Here is a 15,388-nt window from a genome sequence, read left to right as displayed (position 1 = left end):
TTATTATTTAATGAAAGTGATTATTATTACGGTTTTATGCCGGGGCAAGACTATGCCGGATGACAGACTGTGTATGCGCAATGCTAAAACCCGGCCTTACTGCACCGGGTGAACATCGCTGGGGGGAATACCGTAACGCCGCCGGAAGGCGGTCGCAAAATTGGTGGCATGGGCATAGCCAGCTTTCCATGCAGCTTCCTGAACGCTGTCGCCTTCCAGAAGATAGCGCCGGGCAAGAGCCAGCCGGCAATCGCGCAGGTAATTAAACACCGAGTCGCCATAGGCCTGGCGGAATTTACTGCGCAGGCTGGCTGTGCTCATGGCGGCGGTGCGCGCCAGGGCTTCCAGTGTATGGGGTTGTTCCGGGGCGGTTTCCAGTATAATACGCACCTGTTCCAGCCGCAGGCGTTCTCCACGCAGGTTTGTGTTGTTGGTGGCACTTTCCTGCATTTGCTGGCCCAGTAACTGCAGCAAGGCACCTTCAAGAGTGAGCTGGCGGGCCAGTGGCGAGGTGGTGCACTGCTGTGCCTGGCGTAACCCACTCAGAACATAACTGGCTACCGGCCAGGCCGTGGTGAGTGGCCCCAGTTGCTGCCAGGCGGAGACATGCGCGGCAATTGCCGGGTGAGCGGCAGCGCTTGCCGCTGGCAGCGCCAGTGAAACAGTCACCAGGCGCTCATCGCTCTGGTGGCAGGCGCGCAGCACTTGCTGTTCCCCAAGATGGGTTGCCAGTGCCATACCCGACTGGATTCGCCAGGCTTTGCCATTCAGGTTTAGCTGCACATTCCCTTCCAGTACGACCAGAATATATAACGGTGCACACCCCAGTGATGTGGAGTGCCAGGGTTCAATCACCTGTAAATCAGAGCAGGTGGCAAAAATCCCCGATGGCAGGGTAAGTTCATCCACATAGCCACGCATCACGGTGCGGGCAGCGTTTGCCGCAGGTGTCATGCCAAGACCCGGGAAGTGGTAATCAATACTGTAGCGTGCGCCAAAGTCAAGAAAATGCGCCACGGAGAACAGTTGTGGCGGGGGTAGCGGTTGCTGCGTTTTCATGCTCACCTGTCAGTTACTGGCGGCAGGCAATGGCCTGCCGCAGGAGGGAGCAAGTGTATCATTCGTGTTTTAGCTTAGTAAAATAAATGATACTTATTCGCATTTATATGCAGCTATGATTGTATAACCGCTTGTGGGTGCCAGCCTGCGGGAAGCGGGTGTGGACGTTCAATGGACAGGTTATCCAGCGCCAGGTGCAACACGCCAGTGGCGTAAATAGCAGGCATTCCGCCAGGGTAACGTTCCACACCCCACGGCTCACCGCTTGCCGGGTTAATCAAAAATGCGTTGTCCAGCCCGGTGCCTGTGGGGCGTTCGGGGTTGCAGGGTGGGCGAATATCATAGCTGCCTTGCTGCGGGTCATTGCATGCCACCTGGCGAAGCTGGACCTGGCTGAGTCGCACCCAGGCTATGTCTCCGGGTTGCTCGCTGTGCAGGTTAATGGCTCCTTCAGCAGTGCCACTTATCCCATTAAAACTGACCTGGCTGATGGGGCCGGGGGGAACCTTGGGGTCACGCGCGCGGCAGGAGATAAATACCGGGTCTGCGCGCCCCCAGTGGCAGGGGTTCGCGTGATGGCAGTTAAAAGTGATATCGCTGAACCGCAGGCGGCGCAGTGCGCCACCATCACGGCTGATAATCCCGATGCCACGGTTGCTGTCGTAGATGGTGCACCCGGTCATAACAATATCTTCAATGTCATCAACTGTTTCAGTGCCAATTTTGAATGCACTGCTCGCGGAGCGCAGAGTGCAGCCGCTAATCGTGACATGTTGGGTGGGGCCGGCCAGTGGGGCGGGTTTACGGGTGGTTTTCAGGCAAATGCCATCGTCGGCGGCACTGAAATGGCTGTCGCTGATATGTACATAGCGGCAACTGTCAATATCCAGCGCATCGGTATTCGCCATGGTCATATCGTTATCAACAACCATCTGGCTGATAAACACCTGCTCACAGGCAACCAGGTGGACGGTCCACATCGGCGCGTCATGTATCCGCACGCTTTGCAGGCGCACATTATTACAGCCTTCGAACACAATAATGCGTGGCCGCTCCTGCGCAGGCATACGGTAACCCAAGGCGTCTTTGGTGGCAGAGAACCAGGCAGTGGCGTTACCATCAATGCGGCCCTGGCCAGTCAGGCTGATGTTGTGCTGGTTACGGGCGTAGATCAGTGCCCGGTTGGATTGTTCGGCCACACTCAGGGTTTCACCTGGCAGGTAATCTTCATACTGGCTGCTGGCAACCAGTTCAGCACCTGGTTCAAAATGCAGGCAGAAGTTTGAAGGCAGAACCAGGGCACCGGTTAAATACTGCCCCGGAGGGAGTACCAGTGTTCCGCCGCCAGCGTTGTTGACTTCATCTATGGCCTGCTGAATTATCCCGGTTACCGGGGAACTGGCCGGGTGGCCTTTGGGGAGCGTCAGAGTCAGTTGCATTTATTTCACCGCGCCTTGTGTCACGCCGCTAATGAATTTGCGCTGGAACACCAGAAACACAGCCACTAACGGCAGAATAACAATCATTGCGCCTGCCATCAGTACCGGAATGTTAATGGTGTTCTTGTTCTGGAAAAACATCATCCCAATCGGCAGGGTTCGTAAATCTTCCTGATTAACCAAAATGAGCGGAATTAAAAATTCGTTCCAGGTCCAGATAAACAGTAGCAGCGCCAGCGTAGAAAGGGTGGGCCAAATGGCCGGTACCAGAATTTTCCACAGCAAACGCCAGCGTGGTGTGTTGTCCATCACTGCTGCTTCAATTAGCTCTTTCGGAACTTGTTGCAGAGCAGTGGCGACCATCAGTGTGGTGAACGGAATGGACAACGCCACCTGCGGCAGGATCAGGGCCAGATAGGTGTTGGTCAGCCCCATCCAGCGCAGTTCATGGTACAGGGGAATGATAAACGACTCAGAGGGCAATACCATACCCAATGCCATCAACAGGGCGAACAGGGTTTTGCCCGGCACTCGTAAAAAAGCAAAGCCAAAGCCCGATAAAATCCCCAGCAGGATACTGAGTATCACCACCGGGAACACCACCAGAACTGAGTTCATAAAATAGATACTGAAATGGCCGTCTTCCCAGGCCGACAGATAGTTGGCCAGGCTGAACGTGTGGGGCAGGGCAAATACGCCCTGGAACAGTTCCATTTGGGTTTTAAATGAAGTGAGAAAAGCCATTAAAAACGGGGCGATGGTCATTAACGCCAGGCACCATAATAATGCCCGGGAAAGCAGGGGCGTGCGGTTTATCATGATTTTGGCTCCCGTATGGCAAAGTGCAGCGCGCCATTAATGGCAAAGACAATAAACAGGCTGACAATGGCAACGGCCGAGGCATAGCCAAAGTGGCGCAGGTCGAACCCCTGCTGGTACATATACATATTGGTAACCAGTGTTGAGGTACCCGGCCCGCCCTGGGTCATCACATATACCAGGTCAAAGGCTTTCAGGCTGGCGATAACGGTGAGGATCAGCGCTATTTTAATTTCCGGGCGCAACCCGGGCAGGGTAATCCGGCGGAACTTTTGCCAGCGGGACGAACCATCCAGCGCGGCGGCTTCGTTAATCGACGGGTCCATGCGCTGAATACCAGACATAAACAAGATCAGGCAAAAACCGAAAAAGTACCATACGGCTACCATTCCGGTAGCGGGCAGTGCCCAGGTGAAATCACCCAACCAGGCCAGCGCCAGGTCAGGCAGGCCAATAGCACGCAGAAACTGGTTAATCGGCCCGAAGGCCGGGTTATATAACCAGCGCCACACCACACCCAGAACCGCCATGGGCATAATGTACGGCAAGAAAAACAGGCAACGTAGCACTGTCAGCTCGCGCGGGCGGCGCAGTTCACTCAGAAAACTGCACAGTGCCAGCCCAAGACTCACTGGCAGAAGCGTGTAGAACAGCATCAATACCACATTGTTACCTACCGCGGTCCAGAATTCATGGTCGCGGAAGATCTGCACAAAATTGCCAAGGCCAATGAACAGTGGGCGGGTGCTGCCATCCCATTCGGTGAAAGCAATACCCAGTGAAGCCATCAGCGGGAACAGCAGAAAAATGCTGTACACCAACATCGCAGGCAAAAGATACAGTGCATTACGTAAACGTGAACGATTGAGCATGATGCTGTTTCCACACCTCGTGCAGTTAGTGTTTTAAGGAACTCAGGTATTTTTGGTAATCCTTATCTGCATTTTCAGCCAGTTGCTGTGGCGTGATTTTATCGGCCATCAGTAGCTGTACATTCTGGTTGAGGGTGGTGAGCATGGTCGGCGTTGCCCAGTCCAGGTAGTGGCCCAGCGCGTCATTGTGGTTCACGGTCACCCACACTTTATAGACATCGCTCAACAATGGGTTGTCTTTGGGTAATGTGGCGGAAGCCGAAGAAGATGCGGGCAGGAATCCGGCCTGCAACCAGTCATTTGCCACTTTGTCGGAAACTATATAGTTAATGTATTTTGCCGCGGCATCCTGCTGTGCTTTGGTTTTCGCAGTGCTGGTAATAGAAAATGGCAGGTCTGTGCCGCCAACCATCAGTGGTTTTTTCACGCCAGGGAATGCTGGCAGTGCTGCAAAATGAATGTCTTTATTGGCTTTAAACTGGCCCATGTACCAGGTGCCGCTGATAAAAAATGCGGCCTGGCCGTTCTGGAACAGGGTTGCGGCATCATCATGCCCAATGCCCTGGAAGCCCGGGAAGAAGTAACCATCGTGGTTCCACTTCTGCATTAACTGCGCGGCTTTTTCCAGTTTCGCGTCTTTAAAGCTGCCACCCACATCATAAATCAGGTTATCAAGTGCTTTGCGGTCGCTGCTGTCAATCTGGTCTTCCCATAATGTACTGAGCATTTGCTGCCCGGCGTTACCATCCAGCAACCCCAGCATCAGCCCGGCGGTGCCCTGTTGTTTGAGCTTCGCCAGCGCCTGCTCGAATTCTGCCATAGTTTTCGGCACCGGGATGCCGGCTTTATCCAGCAATGCTTTGTTGTAATAAAGGCCAACCATTTCACCCAGGCTTGCTACGCCATACAAATGACCACTGCCGAAATCCTGCTTTTCAGACCAGCGGTTGCGTTTGAGGATGGAATCCGGGAAACGCGTGGTCCAGTGGTATGTGGTGGCGTAGCTGTCCATTGGAACCAGCAATTTTTCTTTAACCAGTGCGCCCATATCACCGCCACCCTGGTTCACCTGAGCCACTTGCGGGCCATCGCCAGAAGAGAGTGCCAGCTTGAGTGGAATACGGGTGTCTTCAAATGCGTGAATGGAGCGATTAATTTGAATGCCCGGGTTGGCGGCGGTGAAATCCTTAATGGCTTTATTAATCACCGCGCTTTGTTCCGGGTAGTTATAAATATCCCAGGCACTGATAGTCAGTGTTTGTGCATGTAATGGTGCTGATAACACGCTACAGGTGAGTGCTGTGAGTAAAGCGCTACGTGTCTTGCGGGTAAAACGAACCTGATGTGAATGACGCATGAATCAAACCTCTTCTGGACACCAAACAAGGCCCGCCTCCGTGCATTATTGCTTTTGGCACTTCCCGTGCGCAGCGTGACACGATGCTGAAAATTGCATCATGTATTACACTTACTTTATATAAAAAATAAAGTCAAACAGCATTTTTAACAGGAAAATAACGCTACCTCTGTCACAGAAAAACTAATACCGAAACAGGTGAACAGCATATAAAACTGCTTTCATGGAGCAATGCCAGTAATATGGCGGGGTATTTTTTGTATTGTAAGGTGATTCTGTTGTTGAAAATAATATCCTTTGCAGTCAATGAGATAACATAATAATTTCCTATGTTTCAGGCCAGGTTCAGCCCGTGGAATGAGAGTGCGGAAAAGAATGTGAGCAAAATCAATATCCACTGTATGTTTGTGGGATGCTAAATATAAGGGGAAACTCTTACTGGCAATTCTGACGATATGTTCTACGCGTTAAAATAACCATTGTGGTAATTATTCTATCTTGAAAAAAAAGTACGATTTAATTACCCTGGCATAATCCGCCAATAACCAGCGAGCGCTTCATGATGCCTGAATCCACCGATGTTATTCGTCCGGCGCGTGCCGAAGACCGCGCAGCGTTAAGCCGTATTTGCCTTAAAACAGCCAATGCCGGGAAAGATGCCACTGATTTGTACAGCGATGGCGATTACCCCGGTTTGCTGTATGTCCTGCCTTATGCGGAATTTGAGCCTGATTTCGCGTTTGTTCTGGAAATGTCTGGTGAAGTGGTGGGGTACGTGGTTGCCACGCCAGATACCGCTGCGTTTGAAGCCCGCCTGGCGCAGAGCTGGTGGCCCGTGTTGCAGGCGCGCTATGCACAGCGCACCAGTGAAGCGCCACTGGATATGAAAGTACTGGGGCAGATCCGGGCGCCGGGTAAGGCCAGTGAAGAGCTGACAGGCCGCTGGCCCGCACACCTGCATATTAACCTGCTGCCAGTTGCACAGCAGGGCGGCTGGGGGCGACGGCTGGTAACCCGGCAACTGGCTGCATTGCGCGATGCGGGCGTGCCTGGGGTGCACCTGGGCGTCAGCCTGCAAAACGAAGGTGTGTGCGCGTTTTATGAAAAAATGGGCTTCCGGCATATTTTCCGCCGCAATGCCATTTATATGGGTCAGGTGTTGTAAGGGGAGAAGAAATGGCCAGTCTGGAATTGAAGAATGTGACAAAACGCTGGGGGCAGGTCACTGTTATCCCGGGGCTGGACCTTACCATCAACAGTGGTGAGTTTGTGGTATTTGTTGGCCCGTCGGGGTGCGGAAAGTCCACATTGCTGCGCATGATAGCCGGGCTGGAAGAGATAACGGAAGGGCAACTGCTTATTTCTGGCGCGGATATGACGCATCAGTCTGCCTCTGAGCGGGGCATCGCCATGGTCTTTCAGTCTTATGCGCTCTACCCCAATATGTCGGTGCGGGATAATCTGGCCTACCCACTGGAAATGGCGAAACGCCCGAAAGCGGAGATTAACCGCAAAGTGGACGAGGTGGCGGCAAAACTGCACCTGTCAGAATACCTTGCCCGCCTGCCGCGCGCATTGTCTGGCGGTCAGCGCCAGCGTGTGGCCATTGGCCGGGCGATTATTCGCGAGCCATCTGTGTTCTTGTTTGATGAGCCGCTTTCCAACCTGGATGCAGAGTTGCGCCTGAAAATGCGCATTGAGATTGCCCGGTTGCATGAAGCACTTGGTAATACCATGATTTATGTCACCCATGACCAGCTGGAAGCGATGACTCTGGCTGACAGAATTGTGGTTCTGCGCCAGGGGAAAATTGAACAGACAGGGGCACCGCTGGAAATTTACCACAACCCCGATAATCTGTTTGTCGCCGGGTTTATTGGCTCGCCTAAAATCAATGTGTTGCCTGCCACAGTTACTGCGATAAAGCCGGGTGAAGTGCAACTGCGGGTGGCGGATTTGGCGCTGGAAAACCTGGTGTGCCCGGTGGCAGAAGCGGTGGAAGAAGGGGAAACACTGTGGCTGGGTGTGCGCCCGGAACACATAATTTGCAATGGTGAAGGCATCGCGCAATTCATCGCACCGGTTTCCTGGGTGGAGAAACTCGGGCACACCAATTATGTCTACCTGGATATTGGCCGGGAAGAGATGCTGGTGGTTGAACTGCGTGATGGGGACAATGTTGAAACGCGCCAGGAGATGAGCCTGGCACTGTCACAGCCCAGCCTGCTGCTGTTTCGTGAAAACGGGTTGCGGTTACGCTAACGTTGCGTGGTAGCGGGCCTGGTAAATCAATCTGAAACCGCCGTCTGGCGGGTTCAGATTGATGAAAAAGAAGGAAAAAGCGTGGTTTTTCCTTCTTTTTAGTTAGCAGCCGAAAATCAATGAATTGATTCCCCTGGTTTTTATTGGGTGACATCCTCTCGTTCTGTGCGGACATGAGGTTTGTCATCAGACTCCCCGTCTTTTGGCGGGTTAGTTATCATTGCGCTCGGCTTCAGCATCCGTAGAAAGCACATCTATCAGCCGGTCAACGGCGAGCCCGGCGGCACCCAGTGCCCACATCCGGTTGGACTCCGTTAAAAATTGCAACGGGGTGAGTTGTGGGGTGAGTTTCAGCCGGTAAGTGTGGAAACTCTGGGTCACCTGGTCGAGCAATATTCGTGAAGCCATTTGGGGCTCCATTGCTAGGTAAACCACATCCGGGTCAAATGCCACTGCCAGGTTTGCCAGTGCACTGCCCAGGTGCTCGCCGGCTTCCCGCAATACTTCCAGAGTTTGTGGGGAAGGGCGTTCGTCAAGGGCGGCCAGGTGTGTTGCCCCGGTTTTAGCCAGCGCCCGCAGAATCGCTTTTGACGAAGCAGCGTCCTCCAGTGTTCTCCCACTGCCATCGGTTAAGAAAGCATTGCCAATTTCCCCGGCGGTACCATGGCGGCCAGGGTATAACTGGCGGTCAAGTATTATTCCCGCCCCAATGCCTTTGCCATAAGTGGCGACAATTGCAGTGCGCGACTGGCCTAACTGGCCGAAAACCTGTGCCGCCAGCGCCATGGCGTTGGCATCGTTTTCAATGAATACTGGCAGGTGAAAGCGGGCCTGCAGTTGCTCCACAACCGGTTCATTGTCCCAGTTGAGTACGGTAGAACGCACACAGTAGCCACTTTGTGCATCCACCAGGCCAGAAAGCGCCAGTCCAATGGCGCCAACATGCCTGTCGCCTGTGGTTTTGAGAAACTTTGCCAGCGCATCACCTAACTGGCGCGGGGTCAGTTCCCCTGATGACATTTGCTGTTCCCCCACCAGGTTACCTGCGAGGTCCGTCATGACAATCAGGTTGCGCTCAGCATTGAGCTGGATACCGACCACATTGGCGTAATCCGGGTTAAGCCCTAACAGGGTTTTCGGCCGCCCCATAGAAACGCGGCGCAGCCCCAGTTCCTGAATAATGCCCCGATCCAGCAGGCGGTTGGTTGCCTGAGACACAGTGGACATACTCAGCCCACTGCGGGCTTTCAGGTCAGACTGGCTGACGGGGGAAAGCTCAACAATCAGCCGTAAAATGCGGGTAGTGATGGAAGGCGCAGTCATCATCATTAAGTTAACCAGAAGTCAGTAAGCAGGACGCCGTGTTATTGGCACCTGAATTAACCCTGCCTGAAAATTTCACCTCAGGCACAAAGGCGGGCAAGGCGTAATGCACCACTAAGGGCATCTCCCCCGGCAGGAACCAGCATGGCCTGAATCTCAGCGCTGAGCCAGGGGTGAATGGGCAGGGCAAGGCCGCCAAGCATGGCTACCGGGTAGCGCCCATTCTGGCTGAGGTTGCTAATCAGTGCGCTGACTTCCTGTGCGCAGCCCGCCAACAGCGCGACACCGTGGTTGTCTTGTTCACGGGCTGCCTGGAAAATTTGTGGCGCAAACTGTCCCCACTGTGCGGGTGTTGCCTGCACCGACCAGGCCAGCAAGGTTTCCGGTTCGTTATCAAAGTTTGCCATTAATGCCCGGGTGAGTGGGGTGTGCTCCACCAGGTTTTCATGGGCTTTAAGCGCCAGGCGTAATGCCTGTTGCCCCAGCCATGCCCCTGAGCCCTGGTCTGATAAAGACATGCCCCAGCCACCCACGCAGCGAAACGCCTGGCCGTCCCAGACTGCGCCCTGGCTCCCGGTGCCGGTTATCAATACGGCGCCTGGTTGCCCATGATGCGCGCCAGGGCAGGCAATTTCGACATCGGAAAACACCTGCCACGATGCATACGCCTGGGGCCAGGCTTGCGCCTGCACGCGTACACGCGAAATATTCCCCCCGGCAAGGCCCAGAACAACGTGGGTTTGCCGGGCTTCACGAGGGCCAAATCCTGCGGCGTGAAGGGTTTCATCCAGCAACTGGCAGACTCGCTTCATGGCGCTATCGAACTGGCTCCAGATATTGGCCGGGCCGCCGGTACAGGCCGCCAGAATATCACCATTCTGGTTGGTTAACCGGGTTCGGCACTGTGTGCCGCCACCATCGACGCCAATGAAATACGCTGTTTGCAATGCCATTCTCCTGTTGATCAGTGCCGGCTTGTCGCCACAACAGACCTGATTCTGAGCGAAAAGATAGGAGAAAAAAACTTAAATCGCAATAACAAATAAATATGTAACATCGTTTTTATTTTTTATGTTTAAAAACAATTAGATAAAAAATAACGGAAAATTGATGGTTTTTTGGTTATTGACTTTAGTTTTTCTGGCGTAATAAGTTGGCGGTGTAAAATTAAACAGCGGCGCGGCATAACACAACGCGTCATCCCGTGAGCAGGTTCTGGCGGATGTAGCTGGCAGAATACCGCCAGATGACCAGATTCTGAGTATCAGACATATTTCTTGAGCAGGCAGGGTTGAACATGAAAGTAGGCATTGTCGGGTTAGGGTTTCGTATGTCGCATGTGGCAAAAGAGTTTAAGAAAGCCGACCCGGAATTCACCATAACAGGGTATGTCGACCCGGCTCCGGCCGGTCTGCCAAACCTGGAAACCTTCGGTATTTCTCCCGGTAAGGCGTTTGCATCACTGGATGAGATGCTGGCGGCGGGCGGGTTCAGTCTGCTGATGGTTGGTTCGCCGAATTTTATGCACCTTGAGCATATTGAAGCCGGGCTGGCCGCAGGTTACACCGTGTTTACTGAAAAACCGGTAGTAACCAGTGAAGCCCAGAGTATGGCGCTGGCGAAACTGATTGCCCGTTATGGTGAAGATAAAGTGATTGTTGGCCTGGTGCTACGCTACTCTCCACTATACCAGGACCTGGTGGCAGCGAAAGCGGCCGGTGAGTTGGGGGAGATTACCTCCATTGAAGCCACCGAGCATATTCCGCCTTTCCACGGGGCATTCTTCATGCGCGACTGGCGGCGCTTTGAGCGCTATGCCGGGCCCTATATTCTTGAAAAGTGCTGCCATGATATCGACCTCTACCAGGGGCTGGTGGGCGAACGCCCTGTGCGGGTCGCCAGTTTCGGCGGGCGCAAGTCTTTTACGCCGCAGCATACGCCGGTGGGTGAGGTAACACCTGATTCCGCTGTATACCACGAAAAACCCAGTGGCTGGTCCAGCACTGAGCATGTGTTTGACAGCGACGCAGATATTGTCGATTACCAGACGGCAATTGTGGAATACGCAGGGGGTGCCACGATGGCGTTTCACGCCAACCTCAATGTGCCGGATGAGTTCCGCCGTTTTTGCGTAATGGGTACGGATGGGCAGGCGGAAGGGGATTTTGTGCGTAACTATTTTCGTGTTCATAACGCCCGCACCCGCGCTGCGCTGACGGATAAAACCTACGATGGCAGCGCATACGATGGCCATTACGGTGCCGATGCGCTGATGGCCGAAGAAGTGGTGCGCCACCTGAAACAAGGCACGCCGCTTAAGGTATCGGTGGTGGATGCGCTGGAAGCCGGGTTAACGGCCATCAAAATTGATGAAGCCCGTAAAACCCACAGTGTGGTGGATTTAACTGCCTGTTGGGCCGAATTTGATAAGGCGCTGGGCAGGGTGTGACGGCAAGTTGATGTGATGCAGTTTTGTAGTGAGTGGTGACTGACTCATGCTCACTCATTCCCCTTGCTGCCCATCAGGGCAGCTTTTTTTTTTACCCTCAACGCTCACCCTGCCGGAACGAGATACACCCTCAGCATAACAGCAAAAACTGCCGGGAAAATGCTTCCGTCTGGTGCCGGTTATTACTCAATAGATCGGTTGTTTATTGGCATGAATGCTTTGCTCCGGCTCACAGTTTCTCGCCAGCCGGGCAAAGGTGTTAAGAAAACGGCAGGACTGTGGCGAGGGATATCGTTAAACTACATTTTATATTATGAATGATAAACATCAGGGAAGGTTAAGCAGATGAAGCAGAATAAGTACGATGATGCGGCGTTTTTTGACAAATATGCAGCAATGGCACGCTCTGTTGAAGGGTTAAGCGCGGCGGGGGAATGGCCGGCATTTCAGGCCATGCTGCCACCCCTGGCGGGTAAGCATATACTGGATTTAGGCTGTGGTTACGGCTGGCACTGTTTTTACGCTCAGGCTCAGGGAGCGGCTGCGGTAACCGGTGTGGATATCTCAGCTAAAATGCTGGCCCGCGCACAGCAGGCTCCCGGCGCAGAGCGCATTTCATGGCGACAGGCGGCAATGGAGGACTATCATCCTGAGTCCGGGGCATTTGATGTGGTTCTCAGTTCACTGGCGTTTCACTACGTGGCAGACTGGCCAGCACTGTGCCGTAAGGTTGTTCAGGCGCTGAAGCCAGGCGGCAGTTTTGTATTCAGTGTGGAGCACCCTGTTTTTACTGCAGCGGGCACTCAGGCCTGGCATTGTGATGACGAAGGCAAGCCACTGCACTGGCCGGTTGACCACTATTTTTCTACCGGGCGCCGTGAAACCTGTTTTCTGGGGGAATCTGTGGTGAAATACCACCGCACACTGACAGACTGGCTGGCTCCATTATTCGCGTTGCAACTGCATGTTAACGGGCTGAGTGAGCCACAGCCGTCCGCGCACTTACTGGCAACCGTTCCGGGTATGCAGGATGAACTGCGCCGCCCCATGATGCTGATAATTTCTGTTAGCAAACCTGCCTGATTTATCAGCTGTGTTATCCCGGCAATTCCCTGTCTGATTGCCGGGGATTGCCTGGCCTTTCCTGCGCAACGCACAGCTTCCTGACAAAAATGTTATTTTGGTGTCATGTTGAGGTCAGCGAGCACCTCTTATAGTGAACCCTGTCGATTTTATTGATCTGCGGGCGTGCCGTCTTCCGGGCGGTACCAGGCGAAAAGAAAGGATACGAAGGCGCAGCCTTCGGACAAGACGGGGACATTCACTATGCAAAAAATTGTGGAAAAGCATGTTGCTCTTGTAGAGGCACTGAAAGAGTGGATTGAAGCACATGTTCACGAACCGATTAAAATAGAAGATGTTGCCCATAAAGCAGGGTACTCCAAATGGCATCTGCAACGGGTTTTCCAGGATGTCACGGCGGAAACATTAGGCAGTTATATCCGTAACCGTAAACTGGCGCTGGCAGCAGAGGAATTAAAAAACACACGTTATTCAGTATGCTTTATTTCAGACCGGTACGGGTTTGATTCTCAGCAAACATTTACCCGTGTTTTCTCGCGTGTGTTTAATCAGTCACCTCGGGCATTTCGTAAATCTAATGCAAGAATGTAAAACATTGTAGCTGACAGGATTGTTATTTTCCTGTCACTCAATAGTCAGCAATGCGCACGTAAAATAAGCTTATCGAAAGGCGTTAATTCTTTTCGTTAAGCTTATTTTTTTATTTTTCAGGTTAAGAAGGTGGCACAATGAAAAAACGTTTTCTGGTACCCGGTATTTTGGCGCTGGCTGCGGTCAGTTTTAGTTCACTTGCTGCCCAGGAAGTGGCTTCTGGTCATGGACGCACTCCTGATGGGGTGGTCAGTACCAGTGGCCAGCAGACACTGGCGGATGTGACCCAGGCGTTGCAGGAAAAAGCACAGGCAGCGGGTGCATCCAGCTTTAGAATTATCTCTGCAGATGGTAATAACCAGTATTTCGGTGTGGCTGAATTATATAAATAAGACTTTTCTTGTGTTGTTTTAATTCCCACTCTGTGATTCTGTAACTAATACCCTTATTGGTGATTGTGTTGTTATTTGGCCGGCCAGAGTAAGTCATTACTGGCCGGTTTTTTATTGCCTGATTTTTATTTTCCAGAAATTTATAACTGTTCTCAGGATGGGTGGGAAGGTATTGGCAGGGAAACCTGAATCAGGTTCAATGATTACAACCAGGGTTATGCACATAGCGTTATTGCACATAACCCTGGTTGTTGTTTTGTTTACCTGGCAGTAAATTCTGCGCTATGGCCCGTTTTCAGGTGGCGGCGGTATCTGTACCCAGCGGGGTAACCGTTGTTTTACCTCGGCCTGCCAGGGGCTGCGCATGAGGGGTATTCAGGCGCAAAGTAAACCCGAAAGTGTTAACGCCCTGGTAGCTGTAGGCAAAAGTTTTACCGTCATGCATCAGTGCAACAGCTTTGACAATCGCCAGCCCCAGCCCATGGTGCATATTACTGCCGTTACGCGCTGCATCCACCCGGTAGAACCGTTCAAACAACCGTGATAAATGCCCAGGCTCAATGGGATCCCCCTGGTTGGACACGGCAATTTTCGCGAAGTCACCTTCGCGGGACAGGCTGACACCAATGGCGCTGCCGGTGCTGGCGTGGCGCGCGCCATTTTCCAGCAAATTAGCCAGCGCGCGGTGGAACAGGCGCCGGTCCACACAGGCGCGCACATCGCCACCAATAGTAACCACCAGTTCATGTTCCAGTAATGAAGGCTCCACATATTCTGCCGTTTTGACCGCTTCTTCTTGCAGGGAAATATCCGTTAGCTCAATTGCCCGCTGCCCGGCCTCTGCATGGGAAAGGAACAGCATGTCATTAATAATGGATGTCATACGGGCCAGTTCTTCCAGGTTGGATTCCAGTAAATCTTCCAGTTCCTGGATATCTCGCTGGCGGGACAGCGCAAGCTGTGTCTGGCCTATTAAATTCGTCAGAGGAGTGCGTAATTCGTGGGCAACATCGGCATTAAAGCTGTCCAGTTGCTGCCAGGCTTTTTCCTGGCGTTCAAGCACACCATTAAATGCCTGGGCCAGGGTGCGCAACTCATCAGGCAGGCTGGCAGTATTAAGCCGCTGCCCCACATTTCCCGGAGCCAGTTGGTTTGCCTGCTCACTCATTTGTCTCGCAGGTTTCAGGCCATAACGTGAAACGGCGTAACTCAGCGCCGCGACCAGGATTAACCCGGCCAGAGAAATAAAAATAAGGGCTTCGGTAAATTCGGTATAGGTCTTGTAATAGGCTGTTGAGTCTATTGAAACAACAAATTTCACTGGTGGGCGTTCGCCGTGCGCCGGAATGGTTTTGACCAGCAGGTAATACGGGCAGCTATTGGCATGCAGGTAGACGCTGGAATAGCCTTCCGGAGGGTTGTGCGCGGCAACTGCTTTTTCCATTTCGCCGCCAAATGTATACAACGGATCATCACTCAGCACCAGATATTGTACTTTACCCCCTTCGTTTTCTGTCAGTGTGGTAAGTTTGCGCACAACCCGGCCCCACAACTGTGTTGTACCCTCGTGTTCAATGAATGGCACTACCAGTGAATTGCGAAACGCCAGCTCATTATGCATCTGGTTTTTCAGTGAAGAGAACAGCGTGGTGCGCAAAAACAGGGCGATGGCGAGCAAAATTACCACCATCAGTACCACAAATAACAGGGTCAGCCGCCCGGAAATAGAGCTTTGTTTCAGA

14 protein-coding genes are annotated in these 15,388 nt (G+C 52.9%); 6 read left to right on the top strand and 8 right to left on the bottom strand.

Annotated features, from left to right (window positions below):
* Nucleotides 1–96: 96 nt before the first annotated feature.
* The 5 genes from MPHASIOC01_RS10715 to MPHASIOC01_RS10695 all read right to left on the bottom strand — a co-directional run bounded on the left by MPHASIOC01_RS10715 (nucleotide 97) and on the right by MPHASIOC01_RS10695 (nucleotide 5,546).
* Nucleotides 97–1,059: an AraC family transcriptional regulator gene (locus tag MPHASIOC01_RS10715; RefSeq protein ID WP_353614579.1), complete on the bottom strand. Its 963-nt coding sequence runs from the start codon at nucleotides 1,057–1,059 to the stop codon at nucleotides 97–99.
* Nucleotides 1,060–1,172: 113 nt separating this feature from the next.
* Nucleotides 1,173–2,492 (bottom strand): glycoside hydrolase family 28 protein, encoded by a 1,320-nt coding sequence (locus MPHASIOC01_RS10710; protein WP_405027772.1) that lies wholly within the window; start codon nucleotides 2,490–2,492, stop codon nucleotides 1,173–1,175.
* A gap of 6 nt (nucleotides 2,493–2,498) precedes the next feature.
* Nucleotides 2,499–3,317: a carbohydrate ABC transporter permease gene (locus MPHASIOC01_RS10705; protein WP_064594535.1), complete on the bottom strand. Its 819-nt coding sequence runs from the start codon at nucleotides 3,315–3,317 to the stop codon at nucleotides 2,499–2,501.
* Nucleotides 3,314–4,189, bottom strand: coding sequence for a carbohydrate ABC transporter permease (locus MPHASIOC01_RS10700; protein WP_064594533.1), 876 nt, complete (start codon nucleotides 4,187–4,189; stop codon nucleotides 3,314–3,316). Before MPHASIOC01_RS10700 ends, MPHASIOC01_RS10705 begins: the two co-directional genes overlap by 4 nt.
* A 25-nt stretch (nucleotides 4,190–4,214) precedes the next feature.
* Nucleotides 4,215–5,546: an extracellular solute-binding protein gene (locus tag MPHASIOC01_RS10695; protein WP_064594531.1), complete on the bottom strand. Its 1,332-nt coding sequence runs from the start codon at nucleotides 5,544–5,546 to the stop codon at nucleotides 4,215–4,217.
* Nucleotides 5,547–6,105: 559 nt separating this feature from the next.
* On the opposite strand from MPHASIOC01_RS10695, the gene MPHASIOC01_RS10690 reads away from it, so the two are divergent.
* Both MPHASIOC01_RS10690 and MPHASIOC01_RS10685 read left to right on the top strand, forming a co-directional pair.
* On the top strand, nucleotides 6,106–6,711 hold the full coding sequence (locus tag MPHASIOC01_RS10690; RefSeq protein WP_353614577.1) for a GNAT family N-acetyltransferase: 606 nt from the start codon (nucleotides 6,106–6,108) through the stop codon (nucleotides 6,709–6,711).
* An 11-nt stretch (nucleotides 6,712–6,722) separates the two neighbouring features.
* On the top strand, nucleotides 6,723–7,808 hold the full coding sequence (locus tag MPHASIOC01_RS10685) for an ABC transporter ATP-binding protein (RefSeq protein ID WP_064594527.1): 1,086 nt from the start codon (nucleotides 6,723–6,725) through the stop codon (nucleotides 7,806–7,808).
* A gap of 210 nt (nucleotides 7,809–8,018) precedes the next feature.
* Here the strand turns inward: MPHASIOC01_RS10685 and MPHASIOC01_RS10680 are convergent, their stop codons facing one another.
* Both MPHASIOC01_RS10680 and MPHASIOC01_RS10675 read right to left on the bottom strand, forming a co-directional pair.
* Nucleotides 8,019–9,131, bottom strand: a complete 1,113-nt coding sequence (locus MPHASIOC01_RS10680; protein ID WP_353614927.1) for an ROK family transcriptional regulator — start codon at nucleotides 9,129–9,131, stop codon at nucleotides 8,019–8,021.
* 80 nt (nucleotides 9,132–9,211) lie between these two features.
* Entirely contained in the window at nucleotides 9,212–10,078 is an 867-nt protein-coding gene (locus MPHASIOC01_RS10675; RefSeq protein WP_353614926.1) for a BadF/BadG/BcrA/BcrD ATPase family protein, read from the bottom strand.
* Nucleotides 10,079–10,428: 350 nt separating this feature from the next.
* Between MPHASIOC01_RS10675 and MPHASIOC01_RS10670 the strand changes: the two genes are divergently transcribed.
* The 4 genes from MPHASIOC01_RS10670 to MPHASIOC01_RS10655 all read left to right on the top strand — a co-directional run bounded on the left by MPHASIOC01_RS10670 (nucleotide 10,429) and on the right by MPHASIOC01_RS10655 (nucleotide 13,646).
* Entirely contained in the window at nucleotides 10,429–11,580 is a 1,152-nt protein-coding gene (locus MPHASIOC01_RS10670; RefSeq protein WP_064594525.1) for a Gfo/Idh/MocA family protein, read from the top strand.
* Nucleotides 11,581–11,925: 345 nt separating this feature from the next.
* Nucleotides 11,926–12,663 carry a class I SAM-dependent methyltransferase gene (locus MPHASIOC01_RS10665; RefSeq protein ID WP_353614576.1) on the top strand — a complete coding sequence of 246 codons (738 nt, stop codon included), beginning with the start codon at nucleotides 11,926–11,928 and terminating at the stop codon, nucleotides 12,661–12,663.
* A 243-nt stretch (nucleotides 12,664–12,906) separates the two neighbouring features.
* A complete protein-coding gene (locus MPHASIOC01_RS10660) occupies nucleotides 12,907–13,254 on the top strand; it encodes a helix-turn-helix domain-containing protein (RefSeq protein WP_064594521.1) in 348 nt (115 codons plus the stop codon).
* Between the two features lie 137 nt (nucleotides 13,255–13,391).
* The gene (locus MPHASIOC01_RS10655) at nucleotides 13,392–13,646 is read left to right on the top strand and encodes a DUF1471 domain-containing protein (RefSeq protein ID WP_064594519.1); all 255 of its coding nucleotides are present in this window, start codon (nucleotides 13,392–13,394) and stop codon (nucleotides 13,644–13,646) included.
* 295 nt (nucleotides 13,647–13,941) lie between these two features.
* On the opposite strand, the gene MPHASIOC01_RS10650 is transcribed toward MPHASIOC01_RS10655, so the two are convergent.
* Nucleotides 13,942–15,387, bottom strand: a complete 1,446-nt coding sequence (locus tag MPHASIOC01_RS10650) for a heavy metal sensor histidine kinase (protein WP_353614925.1) — start codon at nucleotides 15,385–15,387, stop codon at nucleotides 13,942–13,944.
* Between the last annotated feature and the right edge of the window lies 1 nt (nucleotide 15,388).

It is taken from the genome of Mangrovibacter phragmitis (assembly GCF_040429585.1).
Classification (GTDB): domain Bacteria; phylum Pseudomonadota; class Gammaproteobacteria; order Enterobacterales; family Enterobacteriaceae; genus Mangrovibacter; species Mangrovibacter phragmitis.
This window is presented reverse-complemented; position numbering and strand designations above follow the sequence as displayed.